At 51.8% G+C, this 25,542-nt stretch carries 24 protein-coding genes and 4 tRNA genes; 13 read left to right on the top strand and 15 right to left on the bottom strand.

Features of this window, described 5'->3' with window-relative positions; translation table 11 throughout:
- Positions 1 to 40: 40 nt before the first annotated feature.
- From ACT3RQ_RS04480 to ppnN, 3 genes are all read right to left on the bottom strand, one after another.
- Positions 41 to 241: a hypothetical protein gene (locus ACT3RQ_RS04480; protein ID WP_444624392.1), complete on the bottom strand. Its 201-nt coding sequence runs from the start codon at positions 239 to 241 to the stop codon at positions 41 to 43.
- 122 nt (positions 242 to 363) lie between these two features.
- A complete protein-coding gene (locus ACT3RQ_RS04475; RefSeq protein ID WP_444680059.1) occupies positions 364 to 1,089 on the bottom strand; it encodes a TSUP family transporter in 726 nt (241 codons plus the stop codon).
- An 87-nt stretch (positions 1,090 to 1,176) separates the two neighbouring features.
- Positions 1,177 to 2,559, bottom strand: a complete 1,383-nt coding sequence (gene ppnN, locus ACT3RQ_RS04470; protein ID WP_216657936.1) for a nucleotide 5'-monophosphate nucleosidase PpnN — start codon at positions 2,557 to 2,559, stop codon at positions 1,177 to 1,179.
- A gap of 148 nt (positions 2,560 to 2,707) precedes the next feature.
- Between ppnN and ACT3RQ_RS04465 the strand changes: the two genes are divergently transcribed.
- The gene (locus ACT3RQ_RS04465) at positions 2,708 to 3,610 is read left to right on the top strand and encodes a LysR family transcriptional regulator (RefSeq protein ID WP_172116569.1); all 903 of its coding nucleotides are present in this window, start codon (positions 2,708 to 2,710) and stop codon (positions 3,608 to 3,610) included.
- Between the two features lie 59 nt (positions 3,611 to 3,669).
- Here the strand turns inward: ACT3RQ_RS04465 and gcvP are convergent, their stop codons facing one another.
- On the bottom strand, positions 3,670 to 6,564 hold the full coding sequence (gcvP, locus tag ACT3RQ_RS04460; protein ID WP_444639832.1) for an aminomethyl-transferring glycine dehydrogenase: 2,895 nt from the start codon (positions 6,562 to 6,564) through the stop codon (positions 3,670 to 3,672).
- A gap of 80 nt (positions 6,565 to 6,644) precedes the next feature.
- Positions 6,645 to 7,034, bottom strand: coding sequence for a glycine cleavage system protein GcvH (gcvH, locus tag ACT3RQ_RS04455; RefSeq protein ID WP_172116571.1), 390 nt, complete (start codon positions 7,032 to 7,034; stop codon positions 6,645 to 6,647).
- Positions 7,035 to 7,466: 432 nt separating this feature from the next.
- On the opposite strand from gcvH, the gene ACT3RQ_RS04450 reads away from it, so the two are divergent.
- Complete coding sequence (locus ACT3RQ_RS04450; RefSeq protein WP_444639833.1) at positions 7,467 to 8,888, top strand: alanine/glycine:cation symporter family protein; 1,422 nt, start codon at positions 7,467 to 7,469, stop codon at positions 8,886 to 8,888.
- Positions 8,889 to 8,971: 83 nt separating this feature from the next.
- Positions 8,972 to 10,084 carry a glycine cleavage system aminomethyltransferase GcvT gene (gene gcvT, locus ACT3RQ_RS04445; protein ID WP_444639835.1) on the top strand — a complete coding sequence of 371 codons (1,113 nt, stop codon included), beginning with the start codon at positions 8,972 to 8,974 and terminating at the stop codon, positions 10,082 to 10,084.
- Positions 10,085 to 10,156: 72 nt separating this feature from the next.
- Here the strand turns inward: gcvT and ACT3RQ_RS04440 are convergent, their stop codons facing one another.
- Positions 10,157 to 10,954: a LysM peptidoglycan-binding domain-containing protein gene (locus ACT3RQ_RS04440; RefSeq protein ID WP_444639917.1), complete on the bottom strand. Its 798-nt coding sequence runs from the start codon at positions 10,952 to 10,954 to the stop codon at positions 10,157 to 10,159.
- A 122-nt stretch (positions 10,955 to 11,076) separates the two neighbouring features.
- Positions 11,077 to 11,958, bottom strand: coding sequence for an acyltransferase (locus ACT3RQ_RS04435; RefSeq protein ID WP_444639837.1), 882 nt, complete (start codon positions 11,956 to 11,958; stop codon positions 11,077 to 11,079).
- Positions 11,959 to 12,248: 290 nt separating this feature from the next.
- Between ACT3RQ_RS04435 and ACT3RQ_RS04430 the strand changes: the two genes are divergently transcribed.
- On the top strand, positions 12,249 to 12,947 hold the full coding sequence (locus ACT3RQ_RS04430) for a CoA transferase subunit A (protein ID WP_087105500.1): 699 nt from the start codon (positions 12,249 to 12,251) through the stop codon (positions 12,945 to 12,947).
- 60 nt (positions 12,948 to 13,007) lie between these two features.
- On the top strand, positions 13,008 to 13,673 hold the full coding sequence (locus tag ACT3RQ_RS04425) for a CoA transferase subunit B (RefSeq protein ID WP_444639838.1): 666 nt from the start codon (positions 13,008 to 13,010) through the stop codon (positions 13,671 to 13,673).
- Between the two features lie 48 nt (positions 13,674 to 13,721).
- On the opposite strand, the gene ACT3RQ_RS04420 is transcribed toward ACT3RQ_RS04425, so the two are convergent.
- From ACT3RQ_RS04420 to ACT3RQ_RS04400, 5 genes are all read right to left on the bottom strand, one after another.
- Positions 13,722 to 14,489 carry a DUF1338 domain-containing protein gene (locus tag ACT3RQ_RS04420; RefSeq protein ID WP_444639839.1) on the bottom strand — a complete coding sequence of 256 codons (768 nt, stop codon included), beginning with the start codon at positions 14,487 to 14,489 and terminating at the stop codon, positions 13,722 to 13,724.
- Between the two features lie 108 nt (positions 14,490 to 14,597).
- Positions 14,598 to 14,879, bottom strand: coding sequence for a GrxA family glutaredoxin (locus ACT3RQ_RS04415; RefSeq protein ID WP_444639841.1), 282 nt, complete (start codon positions 14,877 to 14,879; stop codon positions 14,598 to 14,600).
- Positions 14,880 to 15,076: 197 nt separating this feature from the next.
- Positions 15,077 to 15,616 carry a response regulator transcription factor gene (locus ACT3RQ_RS04410; RefSeq protein WP_172116582.1) on the bottom strand — a complete coding sequence of 180 codons (540 nt, stop codon included), beginning with the start codon at positions 15,614 to 15,616 and terminating at the stop codon, positions 15,077 to 15,079.
- A gap of 69 nt (positions 15,617 to 15,685) precedes the next feature.
- Entirely contained in the window at positions 15,686 to 16,957 is a 1,272-nt protein-coding gene (locus ACT3RQ_RS04405; RefSeq protein WP_444639842.1) for an ATP-binding protein, read from the bottom strand.
- Between the two features lie 10 nt (positions 16,958 to 16,967).
- Positions 16,968 to 17,384: a hypothetical protein gene (locus ACT3RQ_RS04400; RefSeq protein WP_444622619.1), complete on the bottom strand. Its 417-nt coding sequence runs from the start codon at positions 17,382 to 17,384 to the stop codon at positions 16,968 to 16,970.
- Between the two features lie 143 nt (positions 17,385 to 17,527).
- On the opposite strand from ACT3RQ_RS04400, the gene pyrC reads away from it, so the two are divergent.
- Complete coding sequence (gene pyrC, locus ACT3RQ_RS04395) at positions 17,528 to 18,565, top strand: dihydroorotase (RefSeq protein ID WP_444680058.1); 1,038 nt, start codon at positions 17,528 to 17,530, stop codon at positions 18,563 to 18,565.
- Positions 18,566 to 18,665: 100 nt separating this feature from the next.
- Here pyrC and mtnN read toward each other — a convergent pair whose 3' ends face one another.
- Together mtnN and folD are read right to left on the bottom strand one after the other, a co-directional pair.
- Positions 18,666 to 19,373 (bottom strand): 5'-methylthioadenosine/S-adenosylhomocysteine nucleosidase, encoded by a 708-nt coding sequence (mtnN, locus tag ACT3RQ_RS04390; protein WP_444639844.1) that lies wholly within the window; start codon positions 19,371 to 19,373, stop codon positions 18,666 to 18,668.
- Positions 19,374 to 19,420: 47 nt separating this feature from the next.
- Entirely contained in the window at positions 19,421 to 20,281 is an 861-nt protein-coding gene (folD, locus tag ACT3RQ_RS04385) for a bifunctional methylenetetrahydrofolate dehydrogenase/methenyltetrahydrofolate cyclohydrolase FolD (protein ID WP_444639845.1), read from the bottom strand.
- Between the two features lie 205 nt (positions 20,282 to 20,486).
- Here folD and ACT3RQ_RS04380 point away from each other — a divergent pair.
- The 4 genes from ACT3RQ_RS04380 to ACT3RQ_RS04365 all read left to right on the top strand — a co-directional run bounded on the left by ACT3RQ_RS04380 (position 20,487) and on the right by ACT3RQ_RS04365 (position 20,982).
- Positions 20,487 to 20,563: transfer RNA gene (locus ACT3RQ_RS04380), tRNA-Pro, on the top strand.
- A 91-nt stretch (positions 20,564 to 20,654) separates the two neighbouring features.
- Positions 20,655 to 20,731: transfer RNA gene (locus tag ACT3RQ_RS04375), tRNA-Arg, on the top strand.
- Between the two features lie 65 nt (positions 20,732 to 20,796).
- A tRNA-His gene (locus tag ACT3RQ_RS04370) sits at positions 20,797 to 20,871 on the top strand.
- 36 nt (positions 20,872 to 20,907) lie between these two features.
- A tRNA-His gene (locus ACT3RQ_RS04365) sits at positions 20,908 to 20,982 on the top strand.
- A gap of 140 nt (positions 20,983 to 21,122) precedes the next feature.
- Here ACT3RQ_RS04365 and ACT3RQ_RS04360 read toward each other — a convergent pair.
- Complete coding sequence (locus ACT3RQ_RS04360; protein ID WP_444680057.1) at positions 21,123 to 21,338, bottom strand: hypothetical protein; 216 nt, start codon at positions 21,336 to 21,338, stop codon at positions 21,123 to 21,125.
- 63 nt (positions 21,339 to 21,401) lie between these two features.
- On the opposite strand from ACT3RQ_RS04360, the gene ACT3RQ_RS04355 reads away from it, so the two are divergent.
- The 3 genes from ACT3RQ_RS04355 to ACT3RQ_RS04345 all read left to right on the top strand — a co-directional run bounded on the left by ACT3RQ_RS04355 (position 21,402) and on the right by ACT3RQ_RS04345 (position 25,539).
- Positions 21,402 to 22,643 carry an NAD(P)/FAD-dependent oxidoreductase gene (locus ACT3RQ_RS04355; protein WP_444680056.1) on the top strand — a complete coding sequence of 414 codons (1,242 nt, stop codon included), beginning with the start codon at positions 21,402 to 21,404 and terminating at the stop codon, positions 22,641 to 22,643.
- A 446-nt stretch (positions 22,644 to 23,089) separates the two neighbouring features.
- Positions 23,090 to 24,679 carry a peptide chain release factor 3 gene (locus tag ACT3RQ_RS04350; protein ID WP_444639847.1) on the top strand — a complete coding sequence of 530 codons (1,590 nt, stop codon included), beginning with the start codon at positions 23,090 to 23,092 and terminating at the stop codon, positions 24,677 to 24,679.
- Between the two features lie 80 nt (positions 24,680 to 24,759).
- Positions 24,760 to 25,539 (top strand): TatD family hydrolase, encoded by a 780-nt coding sequence (locus ACT3RQ_RS04345; RefSeq protein WP_444639918.1) that lies wholly within the window; start codon positions 24,760 to 24,762, stop codon positions 25,537 to 25,539.
- The last annotated feature ends 3 nt before the right edge of the window (positions 25,540 to 25,542 follow it).

Genomic DNA, 25,542 nt, shown 5'->3' with positions numbered 1-25,542 from the left:
GCATAACGAATGAGCAGGTAATGAGCAGGTAATAAGCAGGTTACTCGTCAGCCTCATGATCGGCCAAGGCTGCCGCGACAGCTTCTTCCCATTGGCCTTCCGTTATTCCCCAGTGCTTCATTTCAGCCGAATCAGCCTTACCTTCGGCTGCTGCACGGAGCTTTTCAGCTGAGCTACTTTCAAAGCAGTGTTTTGCAAAGGCTTTTGTCTTTCCGTCGTGTAGTTGACTAATCATCTGCATGGTTAGCTCCTTTCCTTGGTCAATATCGGCCTTGATAAAGGTAAGACAGACTAGAGTGTAGATTGTTTCTTGTTTTTTGCTTTAGGATCTTAATCTTAGGGCATCAAGTTAGGGCATCAAGCTTAGAGTAGCGTATCAATAATAATTTTAATGGCGATACCCGTAAGCAGCAGCATGATTAAATTATCAAACCAACGGTGTGGCATTCGATTCCCCAGGTAGGCACCCAGCGGCATGGCCGTCAAAATGATGCCTAGCGCAATGACGCTATAAAGCGAACGCTGCATTGTCAGTATGTCAGCCTTTAAGAGCGCGGGAATTTGCACGCAGGTAATCGCCACAAAAAAGACGGAAATTGAGCCAATAAACACAGGCCTTTCGAGCTTCATCGCATTCAAAAATGTAATTGAAGCGGGAGCGGACATGCCCGCAGCGCCTTGCAATATACCGCCCAGTAAGCCAGCCGGGATGACGAATCGTGAAGCCAGTGCGTAGGAAAGTACCAAGCGCCGCCTTGTTAGTTTGATGAGTAGATACAAGACAATCGCGCCCGCAACGCCTAACGAAAGCAGCTTTGGCGAGAGAACCACTAACCCCCAAGTGCCCAGAATAATACCTAGCGCGCCCGCTATCGAAAAAGCAGCCAGAAACCGGATGGGCAGTAGGTGGCGCCGGTATTGCCATACCTGAAGCAGGTTGCTAAGCAGGTTGGGAACAACCAGTACGGCAATCGCGAGCTTAACGTCATAAAGCATGGTAAATACCGGCACAACCAACACCGGCACACCCGAACCAATAGCACCTTTAATAATGCCAGCAGCTAACAGCGTCAGTAGGGCGATGAGCAAGGTTTTCTTCCGGGAGCAAGTGAAGCAGCCGATTTCTCGGCTGCAGATACTGGTAATTGTGCTGCAAATAGCGCCTTGGGGCTGCGGTTATTTTAAAACATAACACGGCGTGTAGGGCTGGCCATCAAGTTTCATGCGCCCTTGGGCAACAAATGAGGTCAGTAACTCATCCAGGTGCTGCATCAGAGCAGGTTCTGCGGTTAGCACAAAGGGACCGTGGGCTTTAATGGCTTTAATGCCTTGTTCCTTAACATTTCCAGCCACAATCCCAGAAAAGGCACGACGAAGATTGGCGGCAAGTTCATGCTTGGGCTGCTGGCGATGCAGAGCGAGCTCACGCATGGCTTCGTGGGTAGGTTCGAAGGTCGCTTGAAAATCTCGTGCAATGGTGAGACGCCAATTATAGTAAAAGGCATCCTGCTGATTGCGCCGGAACTCTTTAATGGTATCAATCCCGGTACGCATCTTACGGGCGACCGCCACCGGGTCACCGGTAATGATAGTGTAGTAGCGACGAATTTCTTCGCCCAGGGTATAGACCAGAAATTCGTCTATTTTTTGGAAATACGCGGCTGAGTCCGCAGGCCCTGTGAAAATGAGAGGGAAGGGGGTTTCACTGTTATTTGGATGCAGCAGTATGCCGAGTAGATACAAAATCTCTTCAGCCGTACCGACCCCGCCAGGGAAGACGATAATGCCATGGCCTAGACGTACAAACGCTTCCAAACGCTTTTCAATGTCAGGCATGACGACGAGTTCATTAACAATGGGATTGGGGGCTTCTGCAGCAATAATGCCTGGCTCGGAAATCCCCAGGTAACGGCTATCCTGACGCCGCTGTTTGGCATGAGCAACATTTGCGCCTTTCATCGGTCCTTTCATGGCGCCAGGCCCACAGCCGGTACAAATGTCTAAATCACGCAGCCCAAGATGGTAGCCAACATCTTTTGAGTACTCGTACTCATCACGTGAAATGGAGTGTCCGCCCCAGCAAACTACCAGGCTTGGGTCACGCCCAGGTTTTAATGTGCCGGCTTTACGCAAAATATGAAAAACGGCGTTGGTGGTTCCTTCCGCTGTATTAAGGTCAAAGCGGTTGTGGTTCTGAATCTCGTTATATACGTAAACAATATCGCGAATAATGGAGGAGAGGTGCTCACGAATGCCGCGTATCATCTGGCCATCGACAAAGGCTTCTGCGGGCGCATTGGTTAGCTTTAAGCGAATTCCTCTATCCTGTTGTAACACCTCAATATCAAAATCTTTATACGCTTCAAGAATAGCCACACTGTCATCGGTGGGCCTTCCGCAATTCAAGACAGCCAGTGCACAGCGGCGCAGTAAATCATGTAAGCCGTTTTGTGAGGTGCTTTGTAGCCGATTAACCTCGTGCTGTGAAAGCACTTCAAGGCTTCCTTCGGGAGAGATAATGCTAGAGATAGTGGCACGAGGCTGGATAATTGATGTCATTAGTGCGTCGATTCCTGGTCATTTTTTTAACTCATTGCATACTAGCACGCTAAAGCGGTGGGTACAGCGCAACCAGTGACAAGCCCAACTGTGCTACTCTATGCGCAAAATACGCGCACACGGTGGCTATAGAAAATGGCGTTTTATTATGTTTAATGCCCAGTATTTTCGGACATTTATTACGTTAGTTGAGACCGGTAGTTTTACACGTACGGCACATCGCCTGGAGATGACCCAGCCCGGGGTTAGTCAGCATGTACGTAAATTGGAAAACTACCTTGATAAAACGCTAATTGAGCGTAAAGGGCGAATTTTTACCTTAACGGAATCGGGTCGCCGTGCTTACGATTACGCGTTAAAACTCTTTGCTGAGCATGAACAATTTCGTCATGGCTTGGATGATGACTCCCTGGACAGTGGTGAGTGCCGTATTGCGTCGCCTGGAAGTGTTGGCCTCATGCTGTATCCGTTTATGTTAGGTCAGCAGCAAATGCATCCTAATTTAACCGTTAATTATAGCTTTGCGTTTAACCATGAGATTGTGAATGACTTGCTGGAAGGGCGCTACGATATAGGTATCGTGACGGACGCGCTCAACCATCCTGACCTTACCTGCACGCTATGGCATAAAGAGCCGCTGTGCCTAGTGGTGCCCGCTGATTTTGCCGGGAGTACGCTGTCTGATTTAATGGGTATCGGCTTTCTTAACTACTACGATGGCATTAACCACGCGTATTCACTGTTGAGAGCGAATTATCCAGGTGAGTTTCGCTCAATGACACATTTTCGCTACCAGGGGTTTACCAACGAAGTCGGTATGGTGCTGGATGCGGTTGCTCGCGGGCTTGGGTTTACAGTGGTTTCTTTATTGGTATTGGAAACGTCACCGTGGCAACGTCAGGTGAAAGCGTTAACCTTACCCATTGCGGTGAATGAAGAGCTCTATCTGCTACGTCGGCGTGACTCCGTACTTCCTAAACGCTATGAAAAACTGTTGGATGGTTTTTGTAAGCAACGCATCCAGGAAAGAACGCCTCTGGTACCCGAATAAGGGCTCAAAGGCGTTCACTTGCTGAAGCGTTGGCTTACGTATTAGGCGTCTAGCGTGTTTTACTTCCGGTATTCATCAATGCCCGGGCAAGAACAAATAAGCTGACGATCCCCAAACACATTATCCACCCGATTAACGGTTGGCCAGTATTTGGCTGCAGTGACCGCCTCAGTGGGAAAAGCGCCCAGTTGGCGGTCATAAGGCCGCTCCCATTGGCTGTCCATAATGTCGGCCTGCGTGTGGGGGGCGTTAACCAACGGGTTGTTATCCAGCGTCCACTCGCCACTTTCAACACGCTTGATCTCTTCGCGGATGGCAATCATGGCATCGCAGAATCGGTCAATTTCATAGAGCGACTCGGACTCGGTCGGCTCTATCATCAGTGTGCCTGGCACCGGAAATGACATGGTGGGCGCATGGAAGCCATAGTCCATCAGCCGCTTGGCAATATCTTCCTCACTGATACCTGACGCTGCTTTTAGTGGGCGAATATCAATAATGCATTCGTGGGCAACCATGCCGTTAGTTCCCCGATAGAGAATGGAGTAGGACTCCTCTAGGCGCTTGGCGGTGTAGTTAGCGTTCAAAATGGCTAACTGTGTTGCCTCGCGAAGCCCCCGGGCGCCCATCATTTTAATATAGGCCCACGAGATAGGCAGGATGGATGCGCTGCCAAACGCTGCCGCTGAGACGGCACCGCTCTCTGGGTTAACGCCATTGATAGGTGTCACCACGTGGTTGGAGACATAAGGCGCCAGGTGAGCTTTTACGCCGATAGGCCCCATGCCCGGGCCGCCGCCGCCGTGGGGAATGCAGAAGGTCTTATGTAGGTTAAGGTGCGATACGTCGCCCCCGAAGTCGCCTGGGCGCGTGAGCCCCACTTGAGCATTCATATTGGCGCCATCGACATACACTTGGGCACCGTGCTGATGCACCACGTCACAGACCTTGCGCACATGAGATTCGAAAACACCATGGGTCGAAGGGTAAGTAATCATGATCGCCGAGAGCTTGTCGCTATGCTGGGCGGCTTTGTCCATTAGGTCATTTATATCGATATTGCCGTTCTGATCACACTCTACAACGACCACCTCCATGCCCACCATGGCCGCTGTTGCCGGGTTGGTACCATGGGCAGAGCTTGGGATCAAGCACACATTACGGTGTGCTTCGCCTTGCGCAGCCTGGTAACGGCGAATGGCCAGCAGGCCCGCGTACTCACCCTGCGCGCCCGAGTTAGGTTGCATGGAAATATGATCGTAACCGGTGATTTCTACCAGGAACGCGGCCAGTTCATCAATCATCTGATGATAGCCAGCGACCTGGTCGCGCGGCGCAAACGGGTGCAAGTCTGCAAACGCAGGCCAGGAAATAGGGATCATTTCGCTGGTAGCGTTAAGTTTCATGGTGCAAGAGCCTAAAGGGATCATCGCATGGGCAAGCGACAAGTCCTTATTCTCCAGGCGTTTTAGATAACGCAGCATTTCTGTTTCGCTGCGGTATCGGTTAAAGGTGGGGTGGCTCAGAAAACCACTTTCCCGCTGGCAGGCGGCGGGGATGCCCGTGGTAGCGCTGGCAATTACCTGCTCATCCAGCGCTGCGACAGAAAGCCCGTGTTCATTACCCAGCAGCACATCAAATAGGGTGGCAACATCGTGTGCGGTGGTTGTTTCATCCAGGCTGATGCCTACATCGCCATTGGCGAAGTAGTGGAGATTGACATCGTGCGTCATGGCGCGGCCATGAATTTTACCTGCATCTACCTGGGTTAAGCGCAGCGTATCAAACCAGCTGTTATGCACCAGCGAAACGCCAGATTGCTGCAAGCCTTGCGCAAGCAATGTGGTGAGCCGATGGACACGCCCAGCAATTTTACGCAGCCCTTCAGCACCGTGGTAGGTCGCGTAGAACCCTGCGATATTGGCTAAAAGAGCCTGCGCCGTGCAGATGTTGGAGGTGGCCTTTTCGCGACGGATATGCTGCTCGCGCGTCTGCATGGCCATCCGCAGGGCGGTGTTGCCTCGGCTATCTTTGGATACGCCAATAATACGCCCGGGAATAGAGCGCTTAAGCTTATCTGAGGTGGCAAAGAACGCCGCATGTGGGCCACCAAAGCCCATCGGCACCCCAAAACGCTGCGAATTGCCAATCACGATATCCGCACCTAACGCGCCGGGTTCCTTGAGAAGCACCAGACTCAGCAAGTCAGAGGCTACACAGGTCATGATATTATGGGCAGTGGCCGCCTGTAACAGAGGTGCCAAGTCACGTACTTCGCCGCTGGCGGAAGGGTACTGAAGCAACGCGCCAAACACATCATGGTCGGCAAGCGTATCGGCAGGCCCTGTAATGATTTCAAAACCAAAAAAATCAGCGCGGTTTTTTACGACATCAAGGGTTTGCGGAAAAATATCGTCGGCAATAAAGAAAGCGTTGGATTTGCTCTTTTTATTACTCCGCTTACATAGCGCCATGGCTTCTGCGGCTGCCGTGGCCTCATCCAGTAATGAAGCATTGGCAAGCTCCATTCCGGTCAGGTCCATAATAACCTGCTGAAAGTTTAATAATCCTTCCAACCGGCCTTGAGAAATTTCTGGCTGATAGGGCGTATAAGCGGTGTACCAACCCGGGTTTTCGAGCACATTACGTTGAATAACCGCTGGCATATGCGTGCCGTAATAACCCTGGCCAATATAGCTTTTAGCAACACGGTTCTGGCGAGCCAGCTGGCCTAAGTACTCAAGCGCTTCAGCCTCACTACGTGGGTCATCCAGGTTCAGTTCGCGGCCAAGGCGAATATCGCTGGGTATGGTTTGCTCAATCAGATCTTCCATGCGCTTGATATTGAGCACGTTTAACATGGTATCTACGTCGTCGGCATTCGGGCCGTTATGACGTTTGATAAAAGCATCGTGGTCGGCCAGTTCGGACAAGCGGCGTGTTTCAAATGACATGGGAAGATTCCGAGCGAGAAAGAGAAGCGTGGTAGAGGCATAAAATACAAAGCCTGCCGTAAAGGGCAGGCTTTGCGGTATTAATCGTCAGTGCTTAATGTGGCCTGATAAGCATCAGCATCCAGTAAGCCGTCCAGATTCTGGTCGGTCAGGCGTACCTTCATCAGCCAGCCGCCTTCATAGGGTGCGTCGTTCACCGTTTCGGGTGAGTCTTCAAGCGCGTCATTAATTTCGATAACTTCCCCGCTTACCGGGGCGTAGAGATCGGAAGCCGCCTTTACTGATTCAATAACGCCGAACTCTTTGCCCTGGGTAAGCGTTTGACCTACTTCGGGTAGTTCAACAAATACCACATCGCCAAGCGCTTCTTGGGCGTGGTCACTAATCCCTACACTGACGGTGCCGTCTTGATGATCAAGTACCCATTCATGGCTTTTCGCGTAACGCAGATTTGAAGGAAGGTTGCTCATGATGATTCCCTTTATGAAACAATTGACTGGACAGGCTAATACTAGCGCTTGTCGGAAGTCTTGGCGACTACCAGCGTGCCAGCCAATAAACGAATTTTTAAGCATGTTAACGTGTTTCTGATCGGAAACAAGTTTCCTGTGAGCTAAAAAATGCTCAGCAAGGGAGATTTTATGACCCAGCGTGCCTATCGGGCGGGGAGGTACGAAGGCATTTACTATTTAGAAGGGCCTAAGCATAGAAGCGAACAGGGATAATGGTGTAAAACATACAGGTGGTTCACCTGAGCATGTTAATAATTGCCTCTATCATGCTATCAAAGATGGGGCGTGCCCATGACATCGCTATATTAGCTAAACAAAATAATCGTGAATGCCCGTTTTCTGACGGCCAAACATCTATAAAAATTGAACTAATAGGGTAAGGAGAAGCGTGTGGAAACGTTAAATAGCCTTTTTGGGGCGATCAATGGCGTCGTATGGGGGCCATTGATGTTGATTTTGCTACTGGGTGTGGGGATCTACCTACAAATTGGTTTAAAATTAATGCCCATCAGAAAGTTGGGCATGGGGTTCAAGCTACTTTGGCAGGGGCGTGAGCCTAAACCTGCCCACAAGGACTCCGTCGCTAAGGCTGGCGTCGACAAGTCCGATGAAGACGGCGAAATTTCTCCCTTTAATGCCCTGATGACGGCGCTTTCAGCCACCATTGGTACCGGCAATATTGCCGGTGTGGCCACCGCAATTGCATTAGGTGGCCCAGGTGCTGTGTTTTGGATGTGGATTACAGCGCTGGTGGGAATGGCAACAAAATTTGCCGAAGCGGTATTGGCTGTACGCTATCGTGAAACAGATAATACCGGCCACCACGTAGGTGGCCCCATGTTTTATATTAAAAACGGGCTGGGTAAAAAGTGGCTTTGGCTTGGCGGTCTGTTCTCGTTTTTTGGTGCTGTCGCAGCCTTTGGTATTGGTAACACGGTGCAGTCTAACTCGGTCGCTGATGCGATGGACGTCACCTTTGGCGTACCGCATTGGCTTACCGGTGTCATCATCATGGTATTGGCCGGCGCGGTCATTCTAGGTGGCATCAAGCGGATTGCGAAAGTCGCTGGGAAGCTCGTACCGATCATGGGGATTGCCTATGTGATTGCCGGTGTGCTGGTGCTGATTGTTAACGCAGGGCAAATCGGCGAGGCCTTTAGCCTGATCTTCTACTACGCCTTTAACCCCATGGCGGCGGCAGGTGGTTTTGCGGGTGCCGCTGTGATGGCCGCTATTCGCTTCGGTGTGGCGCGGGGTATTTTCTCCAATGAGGCAGGTTTAGGTAGTGCGCCTATTGCTCATGCCGCGGCCAGAACTAAAAACCCGGTTCGCCAAGGGCTTATTGCCATGCTGGGCACCTTCATTGATACCATTATCGTTTGTACTATTACGGCACTGGTGATCCTGACCTCTACGGTATGGCAAACGGGTGAAGAAGGCGCATCGCTTACCGCGCTCTCCTTTGACCAGGCACTGCCTGGATTCGGTAACCCCATTGTGGCTATCGCGCTGGCTATCTTTGCCTTCACGACTATTCTAGGCTGGTCGTTTTATGGTGAAAAATGTTTCCAGTTCCTGTTTGGAACGCGCTCCATCATGCTCTATCGCGTTCTGTTCGTATTAGCCATTCCACTGGGTGCTATTGCGCAACTCGGCTTTATCTGGCTCATGGCCGACACCTTTAATGCCATGATGGCCATTCCTAACCTGATTGCGCTGGCGCTGCTTTCCCCGGTGGTTTTCAAGCTCACCAAAGACTACTTTGCGGGCAAGGAAGTGTTAGCCGGTGAAGAACTCGACCATGACAAGTAAGCGATATTGGCCGCTTAAGCAGTAATCGCATCGGGGAGTTATGACAATAGCTCCCCGTTGTTCGTTTTTACCAAGGAACTATCATGACCGATCTAAAGCATACGCCACTTCACGCACTGCACCTTGAACTCGGGGCAAAAATGGTGCCCTTTGCTGGATATGATATGCCGGTGCAGTATCCACTGGGGGTAAAAAAAGAGCATGAGCATACCCGGCAGCAGTGTGGCCTCTTTGACGTTTCTCACATGGGGCAGATTCTTGTATCGGGGGAAGATACCGCCAAGGCGCTGGAAACACTGATTCCAGCGGATTTAGTGGGGCTCCCAAAAGGTGAGCAGCGCTATGGTCTGTTTACCAATACTGAAGGTGGAATTATTGATGACTTAATGGTCGTTAATGGTGGCGACCACTTCTATCTGGTGGTTAATGCTGCTTGTAAAGACCAAGATTTGGCGCATTTGCGGGAAAATTTGGGCGCCACCCACAAAATTGAGTTGTTAGACCGCGGCTTGCTTGCCCTGCAAGGCCCCCAGGCACATGCAGTTATGCAGCGCCTTTGCCCAGCGGCATGTGAACTGGTGTTCATGCAGCATCAACGTTTTACCATTGATGGGCATGAGGTATGGGTGAGCCGCAGTGGCTATACCGGCGAAGATGGGTTTGAAATTTCTGTGGCAGCCGATGCCTGTGAAGCGTTTGCCAAGCGCCTGTTGGCGGAGCCGGAAGTTGAGGCGATTGGGCTAGGCGCTCGCGATTCGCTGCGCCTGGAGGTCGGGCTATGCCTTTATGGGCATGATATGGATGCCACTACAACGCCAGTGGAAGCCGGGTTGATTTGGGCGATTGGTAAGCCTCGTCGTCATGGGGGGGAGCGTTCGGCAGGTTTTCCTGGGGCGGATGTCATTCTTCATCAAATCGATGCCAGGGATCATTTACGCAAGCGTGTAGGGTTGCTGGCAGAAGGTAGGGCACCTATTCGAGAAGGTGCTGTGTTGCGGGATGCGTCAGGTAACGAAGTTGGAGTCGTAACGTCAGGCACGTTTGGGCCAAGCGTTGGGCATCCTGTCGCTATAGGGTATGTCAGCCGCGATTGGGAAGCGCCAGCAAGCAACGTGTTTGCGGATGTGCGCGGCAAACAACTACCGATGACCGTAACGCCGATGCCCTTTGTTAAGCCCCGATATTATCGCGGCTAAGTCAACTGTAAATAGTCGTTATAGAAAACAAAGCCCCTTTTGATAAGGGGCTTTGCTCGTTTAGCAAGCGTGTTAACGCAGTACCTTGCCGGGATCAATCGGCTTGCCGCCCTGGCGTAAATCAAACAGCAGATCGTAACGTTGAGTGGTATTACTTTGACCTACTTCACACAGTTCATCACCTGCTTTGACTTGCTGTCCGGCCGAGACCAGCGTGCGTTCACACAGTGCATACACGGTTTGCAGATTATCAGCGTGGTGCACAATCACGACTTCACCTAGCTGGCGCATACCGTTTGCAAAGCGTACCTCGCCGGGGGCTACGGCCTGAGCACGCGCACCGGCTTGGGTCGCAAGCAGCATGGGTTGCAATGCTCCTCGGCTGTCTGCGCCAAAACGTCTGACAATGCGGTAGTCTTCAAGCGGCCAAGGCCAGCGACGCGCGGATGCGGGCAATGACGTGGGGGTCGGAGGCGACACTGCCGGGGTATTGCTAGAGGGCGCCGGACGATTACTGGGCGAGGCGTTGCTGGTAGGCGCTGGGCTACGCGTACCGCCGCTACTTAAAGGAACGCTGATGATTTGGCCTATCCTTAGCGCGGTGGGCGAAGCGCCGGGGTTGGCGCTCTGAATACGTCCACTGGTCGTGCCAAAGTGTCGTGCTATGTTGGAGTACGTATCGCCAGGCCGGATTTGATAACGGTAAGGGCCGCCGGAGGGAGCACGCTCTTGTTGAGTAGGTATCATCAAGCGCTGGCCAACCGCAAGACGACGCGCATTGACGCCTGGATTAAAACGCTCCAGTCGCTCAAGAGGTACGTTAGCCCGGTTAGCCAGTTTTCCTAGCGTATCTCCACGTTGAACGGCCACCCAGTTGCCACTGATTTGGCTCGCACTATGGGTAGGTGCGGCATCGCGTTGGGAGGAAGAGGGCGACGAACCTGCACAGCCTGTTAATAAGCTAATTAGCAAGCAGGCACCAAGCCTGACAGTTAGGCGTGATCGGATTGGCTGTCCAACAAGGCATCTTTTTCCTGCCAGAGTGAATTGGTCCATGCGTGGAAGCGTTCCTTATGCTGCTTTTCTTCGTGGTAGTCGGATTCGTGCATCCACTGGGGAATGGGCAATGTTCGTGCCTGTAGTGTAATAGGCGCTTCCTGACCGCATAAAAACCCCCAAAACGTTGGCGACGGGTTAGCGTAACTGATCGTTACATCAAGAATACCATCCAATTGATCGCCAAGCAGGCTAAGTACCTGCGAAATTCCCCCTGCTTTTGGCCTTAACAAATGCTGATATGGGCTTTTCTGTGCATCGCGCTTCGCTATGGTAAACCGTGTGCCTTCGATGAAATTAAATATAGCGATGGGGGCGCTCCGTGCCCGATGGCACATGGATGCTGTGGATTGGCGGTCTATCGTGGCAAGAGTGGGGTTCTTGGCGATCTGTTCACGGCTAAAGCGGCGCATAAACGGAAATTCAAGTGCCCAAAAGGCAAGACCTACAATCGGGATCCAGATCAATTGTCGTTTTAGAAAAAAACGCGGCATAGGGATACGGCAGTGCAAGGCCATGAAAAGAATAAAAATATCGGTCCAGCTACGGTGATTGGATATGACCAGCCACCATTGGTGTGGGCTCAACGATTCAGGAATCGAAAAAGTGACATCTGGCTTCAGCCAGCGCTTCATCCACCAAAGATTAGCGCCGATCCAGTTAAGGGCCACGGCGCATAAGCCGTCAAGTATCCATTTTCTAAAGCGTTTCACTGGGATAACGACTTTTAGAAAAGTGAGCGCAATAAGGGGAATGCCCCAAAAAAGCGTGGTGAGCGTGAACAGCGCAATGCTGACTAAGCCCTTGAAAATAGCCATATCCGTCCTTCAATGAAACGTATAACGATGCGATTAATGCTAATGGATCAATGCCATACTGCCCAGCACAATGGTAAAAAAGCATTTATTTTATTGTCGTTACCTTCGTGCGCTTCAAAAAGTAATTTTCTATCCAGCGACACTTCCGGCTCTTTAATGGCTAAGCTTAAGGCAGCCTGTGATAGGCATCACTTTTTGGGCTTGGGTAACCAAGTGTAGTAATAGAGACAACACTGACAGTACCGATAAGCGCATTTTACGCACCACCGACAACGAGGCGAGGCATAATAATGGCAGGATTTGATAAACGTGTTGCTTCCTATGCCGAAGCGATGGAAGGTATCGAAGACGGAATGACCGTACTGGCTGGCGGCTTTGGCCTATGCGGAATACCAGAAAACCTGATAGCAGAAATAAAACGTCGAGGTGTTAAGAACCTGACGATTGCTTCTAATAATTGCGGCGTTGATGGTTTTGGTTTGGGCGTTTTGCTTGAAGATCGTCAAATCCGCAAAATATTTGCCTCTTATGTCGGCGAAAACGCGCTCTTTGAGCAGCAGATGCTCAACGATGACATTGAGGTTGTGCTTACCCCTCAAGGCACGCTGGCTGAAAAAATGCGGGCGGGTGGCGCAGGTATTCCAGCGTTCTATACCGCGACAGGCTACGGTACTCCCATTGGTGAGGGTAAGGAGGTGCGCGAATTTAACGGCCGCCACTACATCATGGAAGAAGCTATCGTCGGTGACTTCGCAATAGTAAAAGGCTGGAAAGCGGATCGTTATGGCAATGTCGTGTACCGCCATACCGCGCAAAACTTTAATCCCTTGGTGGCGACCGCTGGAAAAATCACAGTGGTGGAAGTTGAAGAAATTGTAGAGCCTGGTGAGCTTGAGCCCAGCCAGATCCATACCCCGGGTATTTATGTGGATCGGATTATTCAGGGTTCGTTTGAGAAACGCATCGAGAAACGCACGGTGCATGGCTAAATCGTTGACCGTTAACGGCTAAACAACTTTTTTTAATCGCTCAATAATGAGGTTGCCACCATGGCTTTAACACGTGAACAGATGGCGCAGCGTGTTGCGCGTGAACTGGAAGATGGCTTTTATGTAAATTTGGGTATTGGTATTCCCACTCTGGTCGCCAACTACATTCCTGAAGGCATTGATGTGATGCTTCAGTCAGAAAATGGTTTATTGGGCATGGGGCGTTTCCCGACGGAGGAAGAGCTTGATGCTGACATGATTAATGCTGGTAAAGAGACGGTGACCGCTCGGCCTGGTGCTGCTATTTTTTCATCGACAGAATCTTTTGCCATGATCCGCGGTGGGCATGTGGATCTCACCGTTTTAGGTGCGTTTGAAGTCGATCAGAATGGCAATATTGCGTCATGGATGGTGCCAGGCAAGTTGATTAAAGGAATGGGGGGGGCCATGGACCTGGTGGCTGGCGCTGAAAATATTATTTGCACGATGACCCACGCCTCCAAGCATGGCGAGTCGAAGCTACTTGAGCAGTGTGCTCTACCGCTGACGGGCGCTGGTTGTATTAACCGTGTTCTGACTGACTTGGCCTACCTGGAAATTAAAGATGGCGCCTTTGTGCTTAAAGAGCGCGCGCCCGGGGTCAGCATCGATGAAATTATCGAAAAAACGGCGGGTAAGCTGATAGTGCCTGACCATGTACCCGAAATGACGTTTGTGGAAGCGTAAACGTAAATGTCAGTACGTTACTTGTTTTAAGCAGCCTTGGCAGGCTGCTTAGACAATCTCACAGCGGGCATGGGCCGGAATGAGTATTTCGGCGATGCGTTCATGGCCCGCATCGATATGTTTTTGAGTCAGCGCCAAACCGCCCAGGCAGAGGCGATGCTCATCGCCATCACTAAAGATGATGCGTTGCGGCATGGCAGGATAAAAATGATGCTCAATCAGCGTCGAAAGCGCAAACACGCCGTTTTGTGGCTCTTTTTCACCGGGCATGCCTGTTTTTTCTAGCTGGTCATTAAGCGCTGTTAGCGTATCGCCGAGCTCGGCACAATCAAAGCCTGCATGGTGTAGGCGCGGGCCCATAACCGCCAGCCAGGCAGCAAGAGGGTGCGCCTTTAGAAGCTGCTGATACAGCGACCAGGAGGGCATGGGCCACGGACGACCGCGACAAAGTAAGTTGTGGCCCTTGCAGTCCTGTGGGTGTGATTGATTCACCAGCGCAGCCAGCGCCTCGCGAGGCAGTTTTGACAGCGTCCCCAACTGTAGCTCAGCTAGTACTAGCCAACTTCCATGGTCATCAGGCGCGAGAAGGCGAATAAGAAGGCCCTTGTCAGCCATCGCATAATGGGCAACCTGACGATACCCCATGTGCGCCAACCGGTTATTCAAAACGGAAGCAGAAAAAGGACCATGGTTAAGCGTTACGAGCGTTAAGTATTCCGCCGTAGAGGAGAGAGGCCAAAGACGCAAACCGCCGATGTCGGGGTGCGAGTGAATATAGTCAAGCCAAAGCTGCTGTACGAATTCATCACGTTGCACGATGCTATCCTCGCCGCCTAAACAAGCGATGTTAGAAAGAGGGTACTTGTTTAAAACCCAGTATAGGCAGGCGAGAAAAAGCGTGTTCAACGACTATAAACGGCAAATTTAACGTAACGAATCTTCCAGGGGAGCTAATAACTGCTTCTCACGTACAAACCTGTCGAATTCGGTAAAACCGCCTATGTGCGTTTGGTCGACAAATACTTGCGGCACCGTATGGATAGGCTTGCCTGCCGTTTTAGCGATGTCCTCTTTAGTAACGCCTTCAGAGGGCATATCGACATAGCGGTAACCCTCGATCTTACCGATTGTTTCCAAATGCTCAGCAAGTTGCTTGGCACGGACACAGAAAGGACAGGTCATTCTGCCAAAAATAACCACAAACATGCGAAAACTCCTAACGTCAAAGTGATGGATGGCTCAAGGGTGCCTATTGTGGCGTAGCAGTCCTTGTTTCGCCAATAGGGTAAGGCAATGACGCCGATGGTATCGGCGTCTGCGGTGGCCGGTTTGGGAGCTAATGCGGTAGGCAAACTCAACGCGGCGAGTGTTGGCTCTGCCGCGGAGCAGGCCGCTGGGGTAGGCTAGCGCTTAACGGGGCGTTTTTGCAGCTTACGCTGGAGTGTCCGGCGATGCATACCGAGCGCGCGAGCCGTCGCGGAAATATTGCCGTCGTGTTCATGAAGCACTTTTTGAATATGCTCCCACGTGATTCGATTAATGGACGGAGGGTTATCAGCAAGCTCTATATTGGGGTCGCCTTCCTGGTGTTCAAAGGATGCGACAATGTCGTCAGCGTCGGCTGGTTTGCACAGGTAGTTGACGGCTCCGAGCTTCATGGCCTCCACGGCCGTGGCAATGCTTGAGTAACCGGTAAGCACCACAATACGACAGCTTGGCACGGCGGCTAACATCTCTGGGAGCAGCTTTAGTCCTGAGCTGTTTTCAAGCTTCAGGTCGAGCGTGGCCATGGTGGGTTGAAACTGAACGGCTACCGCAAGCGCCTGGTCTGCATCATGCGCTGTCATTACCTCATAACCGCGGCGGGTAAACGCGCGGCTGAGCACGTGACAGAACATTTCATCGTCATCAATAATTAGCAGGCGCTGATCTGTCGTTTGCATGATGTCCTCAACGATAGTGCTTGAAACACACTAAAACGCGTTTCAATTAGGCTGTGCCGTTAGTTTGGCTTAAAGGGGGGCGGAGCTACGCGGAAGCGTTACTTCTGTCAGCGTGCCACCTTCGGGATGATTATACAGACTAACACCTCCGCCAAAGCGATTGATCGTGGCATGGGTTAAAAACAGGCCAATGCCCATCCCCTTGCTCTTGGTAGAAATAAACGTATCACCGAGCTGGTCAGCGATAGACATGGCAATGCCCGGGCCGTGGTCACGAATATCAATGACAACACTCTCTTCCTGCCAATCAAGACGAATAGAAACATGTTCGGGGTTGGCATCAGCGGCATTGTTTAGCAGGTTCATTAGTGCCTGGTCCAGCGTTGTGTCAACCGCAAGCCAGGGTTTGCCGCGCCTTTCAACGATCTCAAATTGGTGGCTAACATCTGGCCGCAACACTAACCAGCGCTGCACAACACCGGTTAGCCAAATCTGGGCATCCAGTATTTCGGGTTCTGCCATACGTCGCCGATCAGCGCTGGTGACCAAATGCTGAAGACGAGATTTGCAAATGTCGACTTGCTGGCGCAGTAAGCGAATATCCTGCTGTAACGTTCCCCCTTCGGGGGCCTCATCCTGCATCTCTTTTAACAGTATGGCCATGGTCGAAAGCGGGGTGCCTAGTTCGTGTGCTGTGCCCGCCGCCTGAGTGGCTACAGCCAGCACCTGTTCGTTACGCAGCGCCGCTTCGCGAGTAAGTGAAAGTGCTTTATCTCGATTACGCAGTGCATGGGCCATCTTATAGATAAAAAACGTGACCAGGCCTGCTGAAAGGCCAAAGTTAAGCCACATGCCCATGACATGCAGATTGAGCATTTCATCGCTATTAATATGCGCCAGTTGGGGGACATGGTGGTAAAAGAACATTAGAAAGCTGTAGCCTGCCATGGCGCAGACCGCACATATCCAGGCATGGCGCCACGGAAGCGTTGCCGCAGCAATCGTCACAGGCACCAGATAGTAGGTAATAAACGGATTAGTGGAGCCTCCCGAAAAATAAAATACCAGGGTCAGGCCCGCAATGTCGGCCAATAAATGCAGCAGATACTCAATATGTTCCACCGCTCGCGGGCGCCCCAATCGCCACCAGGTGGCGATATTCAATAAGCCCATGGCGATAACGACACTGACGACCGCGGTGACGGGTAATTCAAAGGCCAGTAGCTCCACGCCGACCACAATGGCGATCAGAAACCCTGTCCAGGTGATTCCCCGAACAATAGTGAGGCGAACCAGATTGCGGTTCGGGGTCGAGAGGGGCAGCGGCAAAGCCGTTTGCATGGGCTACTACCTATTTACGTGAAGTTTTGATGCTGTGAATGACAACCTTAATGAGTAGCGTCATGACATAGGTCAGCCAGCCAGCGGATGCCATTAGATTGAATAACAGCATTTTTGGTGGCAGCCAGGTGCTGCCTAACGTCGCTTCCACCATGATATGAAAGAACATCGCGAGCAGAAGGGGTAGCGCCAGAATATGAATCCACATATCCGTGCGCCGCTTACGGATATGGTAGCGGCGCAGTAGATAGCGCATCGGTCGGTGTGCCCAGCTAAATAGCACCAGCGCACCCACGATAAAAAGTGCTGCCAGCGTCGGCTCGGTATTGCCGGTATGTACGGAAATAGAAATCGACCAGGCGAGACCTAGCCATACCAGCCCCTCTATGCTGGCAATAATATCCGCATAGCGTCGCACATTTTGCATAAACAATTGGACCTTGAACCTCTAAGAGTGCCGTTATAATACGATACTTGTTACGGTGTGTGACATTGATAAGCAGATTTCTCCGCCAAGTGGATCACGTATACTGTATTGGCTTTTCTTCTTTAAACAGCTTAGGACTTGCCGTGGACGCTATTACCCTGACCCGCCCCGATGACTGGCACCTCCATTTGCGTGATGGCGAGGCGCTGAAAGCCGTGGTAGGCCATACCGCCGCCCAAATGGGCCGTGCGATTATTATGCCTAACTTAACGCCTCCGGTAACGACCACGGCTCAGGCGCTTGAATACCGTGAGCGTATTTTGGCTGCCTTGCCTGAAGGCAGCACGTTCGAGCCTCTTATGACGCTCTATTTAACCGATGCGACGCCGCCTGAGGAAATTGAGCGCGCAGCACAAAGCGGCGTGATCAAAGCGGTTAAGCTTTACCCTGCTGGGGCAACCACTAATTCGGATTCGGGTGTCACCGATCTTGCGCACTGCGATGACACCATTGCCATACTTGCCAAGGTGGGAATGCCGCTGCTTGTTCATGGTGAAGTAACCACTGCCGATATCGATATTTTTGATCGTGAAGCGGTATTTATCGAAACGGTGCTGAAGCCTCTGCTGGCGCGCCATCCCGCGTTAAAGGTTGTTTGTGAGCATATTACGACCCAGCAAGCGGCAGAGTTTGTGGCAAACGCGCCGGATAATGTTGCGGCCACTATTACGGTTCATCACTTGCTGTTTAACCGCAACAAAATGCTGGTGGGTGGGATTCGCCCGCACTACTACTGCTTGCCCATCTTAAAGCGCGAACAGCATCGCCAGGCATTACTGAAAGCAGCCACCAGTGGCAGCCCCAAGTTCTTTTTAGGTACGGATAGCGCGCCTCACGCCAAGGGCGATAAGGAATCCAGTTGTGGCTGCGCTGGCGCTTACACGGCACCGGCGGCGATTGAATTATATGCAAGGGCCTTTGATGAAATGGGCGCGCTCGATAAGCTGGAAGCGTTTGCCAGCCTGAATGGTCCGCGTTTTTATGGCTTGGCGCCTAATGCCGATAAAATCACGTTAGAGCGTAAGCCTTGGCAACTGCCGGAAGCCTATCCTTACGCGGGGGGCAAAACGATTGTCCCATTGCTGGCGGGAGAGTCGCTTGAGTGGTCCATTAAAGCGTAACTGTTGATGAAGTAAGAAATCTGTTGATGAAGTAAGAAACGAAAACGGAGCCATTCGGCTCCGTTTTCGTTAGTGGTAAACACCGGCTGTTGGTACGATCTTAGCGCTGGCCAAGTGTTTGTAGCATGTGGTCCACCATACGCGATGAGTGGGCGGCGGCTACGTCCAGGAACTGTTCAAAAGAAAGGTGGTTATCATCGTTGCCTGGAATATCGGATAACGCACGAATCACCACGAATGGGCATTGATACAGGTGACAGGTTTGCGCAATCGCCGCAGCCTCCATCTCAACCGCCAGCATGGAAGGGAAGTGGGCCTGTGTCGCAGCCACGTGTGCAGGGTCAGACATAAACGCATCACCTGTCGCAATGAGACCCTCTCGGACGTTAACCTCGCCAACCTCTTTGATTGCCTGGCGGGCAATGGTGCGTAGCTGAACATCTGCCAGGTAAGCCGCGGGCATGCCGGGCACCTGACCTATTTCATAGCCGAACACCACTGCATCGACATCATGATGGCGTACTTCATCTGAAATGATGACGTCACCAATGTTGAGATCGCTTGCAAATCCGCCCGCTGAACCCGTATTGATGATAGCGTCAGGGTGGTGGCGCTCCAGCAGAATGGCGGTACCCACAGCCGCATTCACCTTGCCAATGCCGGACTGTAGTATCACTACCTCTAGCCCATGGCGCATACCTGTATGAAATACAAACCCTGCATGCTCATAGCGCTCGGCATTGTCGAGCTGCTCGACCAGAATGCCGACTTCTTGCGCCATTGCGCCAATAATGCCAATACGCTTCATCGAATAGGCTCCTTTATCAAACCCTAAAAATTAACAGTACAGTAAGCCTAAGCGTTGGCGTCGTGATGCTCAGCCGCTTCAAGCGTATTTTCAAGCAAAGTGGCAACGGTCATGGGGCCTACGCCCCCCGGAACGGGGGTGATAAAGCTGGCCCGCTCGGCCGCAGCTGCAAAATCAACATCTCCCACCAGCGAGCCATCTTCCTGACGGTTAATACCAACATCAATCACAATGGCACCTTCCTTAATCCACTCCCCTTTAACAATGCCAGGTTTGCCGACAGCCACGACCACCAGGTCGGCACGGTTAACATGGGCCTGCAAATCCTGGGTAAAGCGATGGCATACAGTGATGGTCGCGCCTGCCAGCATCAGTTCCAGCGACATTGGACGGCCCACGATGTTAGAAGCGCCAACGATAGTGGCGTTTAAGCCACGCACCGACAGGCCGCTTTCTGCCAGCATGGTCATGACCCCTTTGGGGGTGCAGGGGCGTAGAGCCGGCAACCGCTGAGCAAGCCGGCCAAGATTGTAGGGGTGAAAACCATCGACATCTTTGTCGGGCTTAATGCGCTCCAGAATCGGGTTGGCGTCCAGGTGAGCTGGAAGCGGTAGCTGAACCAGGATGCCGTCTATGCTTGCATCATCATTAAGCTGGTCAACCAATGCTTCCAACGCTTGCTGCGTGGTAGCGGCGGGGAGGGCATGTTGAAACGATAGGATGCCCGCTTGTTCGCAGGCTCGATGTTTATTACTAACATAGACGTGAGACGCCGGGTCTTCACCGACCACAACAACGGCTAGTCCTGGTGCACGAGCGCCTGCTTGCTGACGTTTGGCTATCTTCTCGGCAACGCGTTGACGGACATGAGCAGCGATGGCTTTTCCATCGATAAGTTGGGCGGTCATTTACAAAGATCCTATGGAGGTTGGAGCGCTGATGCAAAAGCACGCTTGCTTGAGCATTTACTATAGGGAGTAATTTTCGCATGCCCAAGCGGCCAGGCAAAGCATCTACACAATCAATCGCGTTAAGTGTTGACTTTAATTTTAAAAATAGTAATATATGCCTCGCTTGAGACGAGCAGCGCGGTAAGCGTCAAAGGTGATAAATCGGGATGTAGCGCAGTCTGGTAGCGCGCCTGCTTTGGGAGCAGGATGTCGGGGGTTCGAATCCCTCCATCCCGACCACACTTAACGCGAAAGGCGTTACTTTGCTTTTCCAAGTTTGGTTGTGGTCAAGTGCTCATTGGCGTTCAGTGTTTTTTGGGATGCTTTATGTGCGCCCATAGCTCAACCGGATAGAGCAACGGCCTTCTAAGCCGTAGGTTGCGGGTTCAAGTCCTGCTGGGCGTGCCATTAGTAATGCTGTTCGATGGTCATTTGCCGGTTAGGAAAGTTTAAGTACGTTAGTGCTATCAATGGTGGGTGTAGCTCAGTGGTAGAGCCCCGGATTGTGACTCCGGTGGTCGTGGGTTCGAACCCCATCATCCACCCCATTCGATAGTAATATGCGGCTACAGTTTTAGGTTGTGGTGGATGTAGCTCAGTGGTAGAGCCCCGGATTGTGACTCCGGTGGTCGTGGGTTCGAAACCCATCATCCACCCCATTCGTATTGCTTATTTAATGTCTTCTCTTCTTATCTGATACCACTTAATTGTGGTTTTTTTGTTTTTGATCCCTGCATTTTTCTTTCATATTCCTTCCTGCATGTTGTAATGTCTGTTTAAAGACAGCTTGTTTTATTCGTCATGCTTCCTTACTGCTTTCTTGGCTGTGCTTGCTCTTCATGCACCCTGCATTTAATTGCTGCTTAAGCTGTTTTTGTGGCTTTGTCCGCCTGCAAAGCTCTAAAGCAGTGGAGTTGTCTGCTAGTGATATTTTTATAGCGTTAATTGCTGTAAAAAGCCTTGAAAAAAGCTTTTTAAGCTGTGCAAGTGCCCTTTGTTTAGTGATATTTTTCAATCAGTTGCTGGCGTTGTTTTCGCCTGTATTAAACGTAGGTATTAGCGCTGAGGAGAATACAAGATGACGCGACAAACGGTAGTGCTAGGGGCAGGCATGGTGGGTGTCAGTATTGCATGGCATTTACAGCGTCGCGGGCACCAGGTCACCTTGGTGGACAGACGCCAGCCTGGTCGGGAAACGTCGTTTGGTAATGCGGGCATCATTCAGCGAGAAGCGGTGCGTCCTTATGCATTCCCTCGTGATATGAAAACCATTTTAAGCGTGCTGCCTAACAAGCGCGTGGATATTCGTTACCGCCCGGCAGGCATGCTGAATGCCGCTTCACCCCTGTTAAGCTATTGGCATAACTCTTCATCAGGCCGCTATAAAAAAATCATTCCTGAGTGGGCTTCCCTCATCCAATTGTGCTTAAAAACGCACGGTCCGATGATTGAAGCTGCTGGCGCCGAGCACTTGGTGCGCCGTGAAGGGTGGTTAGAGATTTACCGCACGCAGTCGCGTTTGGCAAAACGTATTAAAGAGGCTGAAGAAGCTCGTGAGCATTATGGGGTGCAGTTTAACGTGCTGGATCGTGCAGGCGTTGAAAGCAAAGAGTCGAATTTAGGTAAGGATATTATTGGTGCTATTCATTGGCTGGACCCCTGGACGGTGGCCGATCCGGGTGCCTTGGTGGCCGCCTATGCGCAAGGTTTTATGGACAACGGAGGCAAGCTTCTTCAGGCGGATATTCAAAAAGTTGAGCAAGCAGGCGAGCGCTGGCGGATCGTTACTGAAACGCAAACCCTTGATGCTGATGACGTGGTGGTTGCCTTGGGACCATGGTCTGGCGAATGGATGAAAGGGCTTGGCTATCATTTTCCTACCTTTGTTAAACGTGGCTATCACATGCACTATGCTGCCCAAGCGCCAGCCAAGCTGAATTACTGGTTAATGGATGCTGAAGTTGGCTATTTGCTGGCGCCCATGAACGCAGGAGTGCGTCTGACGACCGGTGCTGAGCTTGATCGAATAGAGTCGCCCGCTGATGAGCATCAGCTGGAAGCGGCGGAAAAAGTGGCCAGGACTATTTTTCCGCTTGGCGAGCGCCATGATGCGGCCGCCTGGAAGGGCGCGCGCCCCTGTTTGCCTGATATGAAGCCGATTATTGGTCCGGCACCACGCCATCCTGGGTTATGGTTAGCATTTGGGCACGGGCACCAGGGGTTTACCCTTGGTCCCGCAACAGGTCAGCTATTGGCTGACATGATCGAAGGCAAGCCGACAGAAGTTGATATGTCACCCTTTCGAGCTGAGCGGTTCTAAATCGCCACGCCGCAAGGCAGATATTCAAAGACGTATTGGATATTCAGGCTCAACGGGTCACGGAAATCATGGCGTCAGCGGATATGGGCGCTGAACCCAATCTTGCTCAAGAAGGTAGTGTGGGTACGCAGGTTAATACCTACGCTTAGAACGTTGCCCGCGACCACCATCAGCTAGCATTTTAAAGCGCCGACCCGTTCGGCGTTTTTTATTGAGCTCAAAAGTGATTTTGCAGGCCTCGCTTGCGCGGACGCCTTGTAGTAGCCCTTAGTAGTAGCCCTTAAAAATTCCCAGCATCCATCATGTGTCTTCCCCCAAGGGTTTCAAGGCGCAGGTTTCAATGAACATGGCGCTAAAACGGTCATAACGTTACAATCTCGCCCAATTCTGAATCACTCAGCCAGAGTCGCGTTACGTTGCTGAGTACTAATTTCTGTAGAGGCAAGATGAAAGACACTCAGTTAGCCCAGGAAGCGGATCTGCGCCGCACATTCGCTATCATTTCGCACCCGGATGCGGGTAAAACAACCATCACCGAAAAAATGCTGCTGTTTGGGAATGCTATTCAGCTGGCAGGCTCGGTGAAAAGTAAGCGTAATGACCGACACGCGACGTCTGACTGGATGAAGATGGAGCAGGAGCGGGGAATCTCGGTGACGACCTCCGTTATGCAGTTCCCCTATGGCGGCCGTGTTGTGAACTTGCTGGATACGCCAGGGCACGAAGACTTCTCGGAAGATACCTACCGAACGCTGACCGCCGTTGACTCCGCTTTGATGGTGATTGATGGCGCCAAGGGTGTCGAAGACCGGACCATCAAATTGATGGAGGTGTGTCGTTTACGTGCCACGCCCATCCTGACCTTTATTAACAAAATGGACCGTGATATCCGTGACCCTATTGAGGTGATGGACGAAGTCGAGACCGTTTTAAATATTCAGTGCGCGCCCATGACATGGCCTGTCGGTATGGGGCGTCATTTCAAGGGTGTCTACCACCTTTACAATGATGTTATCCATCTTTATACCCAGGGCCAGGGCAGCCATATTCCGGAAGACAAGCGCATTGAGGGCTTGGATAGCCCTGAAGTTGATGCCGTTCTGGGCGAAGAGCAGGCCGAAGAGCTGCGTATGGAAGTTGAGCTGGTACGGGGCGCTTCGCACACGTTTGATCTTGAGGCTTATCGGCGAGGTGAGCTTACGCCCGTCTACTTCGGTACCGCGATGGGGAACTTTGGTGTACGCGAAATGCTGGACGGCTTCGTCGAGTATGCGCCTGCCCCTCAGCCGCATAAAACTGACCTGCGTGAAGTAACCGCTCACGACGAGCGTTTCACCGGGTTTGTATTTAAGATCCAGGCCAATATGGATCCTAATCATCGTGACCGTATCGCTTTTTTACGTGTTTGCTCCGGCAAATATGAGAAGAACATGAAGATGCGCCATGTACGTATTGGCAAGGATGTCAAAATTGCCGATGCGTTGACGTTTATGGCATCTGATCGCTCCCATGTAGAAGAAGCCTGGCCGGGTGACATCATTGGCTTGCATAACCATGGCACGATCCAAATCGGCGATACCTTTACCGTCGGAGAGGATATGCGTTTTACCGGTATTCCTCACTTCGCGCCCGAGCTCTTCAAGCGAGTCCGCCTGAAAGACCCGCTGAAAATGAAAGCGCTTCAGAAGGGCTTGCAGCAGCTGTCCGAAGAGGGCGCTACTCAGGTCTTCATGCCTATGGATAACAACGATCTAATCCTGGGGGCGGTGGGCACCTTGCAGTTTGACGTGGTCGCCCATCGGCTAAAGGAGGAGTACAAGGTCGATTGTCTGTATGAGGGGGTCAACGTACAAACGGCCCGCTGGGTATATTGCGACGATGTCAAAATGCTCGAAGAGTTTAAGCGTAAAGCCAGCACGAATTTGGCTATTGATGGAGGCGGTTACTTAACCTACATCGCACCTACTCGGGTTAATTTACAAATGACCCAGGAGCGCTGGCCCGATATTCGCTTCCAGCCCACACGAGAGCATTAAGTTAGCTACTCTTTAAGATAAGCAAAGGTTGGCAAGCCCAAGGAGGGGCTTGCGTGATATATCAACAGGGAGGCCCGACAGTGCTAATCGATGCCCATTGTCATCTGGACTTTAGCGCGTTTGATCAGGACCGCGATGCTGTTTTTGCAGCAGCACACGCGGCCGGTGTCTCTCATTTCATTGTGCCTGGCACTACTCGGAAGCGTTGGCAACAGGTGCTGGCGCTAGGCAAGCGCAGTGATGTTAGCGTGTGCTTGGGCCTCCACCCCTATTTTATAAAACAGCACCAGCACGATAAGGATATCCTCGCGCTAGAGCAGGCGTTGCGTTCAAATCCAAGGGTCGTAGCGGTTGGGGAGTGCGGTATTGATGCACGCTTTACAGATTCCTGGGAGCCGCAGTGGCGCCTTTTCGATGATCAGCTGCGCTTGGCCAAGCAGTACAAGCTCCCTGTCGTGGTTCACTGTGTGCAGGCCAATGACAAGGTCAGTAAACGACTGCGCCAGTTAGCGCTTCCGCAAGCGGGGCTGATTCACGCCTTCTCTGGCTCTATAGAGCAAGCCCAAAAGTTTTTAGACGGAGGCTTTGTACTGGGGCTTGGGGGCGCTGTTACCTATGAGCGTGCTCAGCGGCTGCGGCGAACGGTAGCGGCACTGCCCAATGATGGCTTTGTACTGGAAACAGATAGCCCTGATATGCCCCTTAGCGACCATCAGGGTGAGCGTAACGAACCCCAATGTGTTGCTCACGTATGTCGCGTCGTGGCCACGCTGCGCAACCAAACAGAAGAAGAGGTGGCGGCACATAGCAGTGCCAATGCCGCCCGGTTGTTTAAGCTTAAGGCTTTTCAGGATTCTTAAACG

The organism is Halomonas sp. AOP43-D1-4 (genome assembly GCF_052446175.1).
GTDB lineage: Bacteria > Pseudomonadota > Gammaproteobacteria > Pseudomonadales > Halomonadaceae > Vreelandella > Vreelandella citrativorans.
This window is presented reverse-complemented; position numbering and strand designations above follow the sequence as displayed.

Coding starts and splice junctions, on each gene's coding strand:
- ACT3RQ_RS04480 (WP_444624392.1), bottom strand. CDS start 241: ATGCAGATGATTAGTCAACTACACGACGGAAAGACAAAAGCCTTTGCA.
- ppnN (WP_216657936.1), bottom strand. CDS start 2,559: ATGACATCAATTATCCAGCCTCGTGCCACTATCTCTAGCATTATCTCT.
- ACT3RQ_RS04465 (WP_172116569.1), top strand. CDS start 2,708: ATGTTTAATGCCCAGTATTTTCGGACATTTATTACGTTAGTTGAGACC.
- gcvP (WP_444639832.1), bottom strand. CDS start 6,564: ATGTCATTTGAAACACGCCGCTTGTCCGAACTGGCCGACCACGATGCT.
- gcvH (WP_172116571.1), bottom strand. CDS start 7,034: ATGAGCAACCTTCCTTCAAATCTGCGTTACGCGAAAAGCCATGAATGG.
- gcvT (WP_444639835.1), top strand. CDS start 8,972: ATGACCGATCTAAAGCATACGCCACTTCACGCACTGCACCTTGAACTC.
- ACT3RQ_RS04435 (WP_444639837.1), bottom strand. CDS start 11,958: ATGGCTATTTTCAAGGGCTTAGTCAGCATTGCGCTGTTCACGCTCACC.
- ACT3RQ_RS04430 (WP_087105500.1), top strand. CDS start 12,249: ATGGCAGGATTTGATAAACGTGTTGCTTCCTATGCCGAAGCGATGGAA.
- ACT3RQ_RS04425 (WP_444639838.1), top strand. CDS start 13,008: ATGGCTTTAACACGTGAACAGATGGCGCAGCGTGTTGCGCGTGAACTG.
- ACT3RQ_RS04415 (WP_444639841.1), bottom strand. CDS start 14,879: ATGTTTGTGGTTATTTTTGGCAGAATGACCTGTCCTTTCTGTGTCCGT.
- ACT3RQ_RS04410 (WP_172116582.1), bottom strand. CDS start 15,616: ATGCAAACGACAGATCAGCGCCTGCTAATTATTGATGACGATGAAATG.
- ACT3RQ_RS04405 (WP_444639842.1), bottom strand. CDS start 16,957: ATGCAAACGGCTTTGCCGCTGCCCCTCTCGACCCCGAACCGCAATCTG.
- ACT3RQ_RS04400 (WP_444622619.1), bottom strand. CDS start 17,384: ATGCAAAATGTGCGACGCTATGCGGATATTATTGCCAGCATAGAGGGG.
- mtnN (WP_444639844.1), bottom strand. CDS start 19,373: ATGAAGCGTATTGGCATTATTGGCGCAATGGCGCAAGAAGTCGGCATT.
- folD (WP_444639845.1), bottom strand. CDS start 20,281: ATGACCGCCCAACTTATCGATGGAAAAGCCATCGCTGCTCATGTCCGT.
- ACT3RQ_RS04355 (WP_444680056.1), top strand. CDS start 21,402: ATGACGCGACAAACGGTAGTGCTAGGGGCAGGCATGGTGGGTGTCAGT.
- ACT3RQ_RS04350 (WP_444639847.1), top strand. CDS start 23,090: ATGAAAGACACTCAGTTAGCCCAGGAAGCGGATCTGCGCCGCACATTC.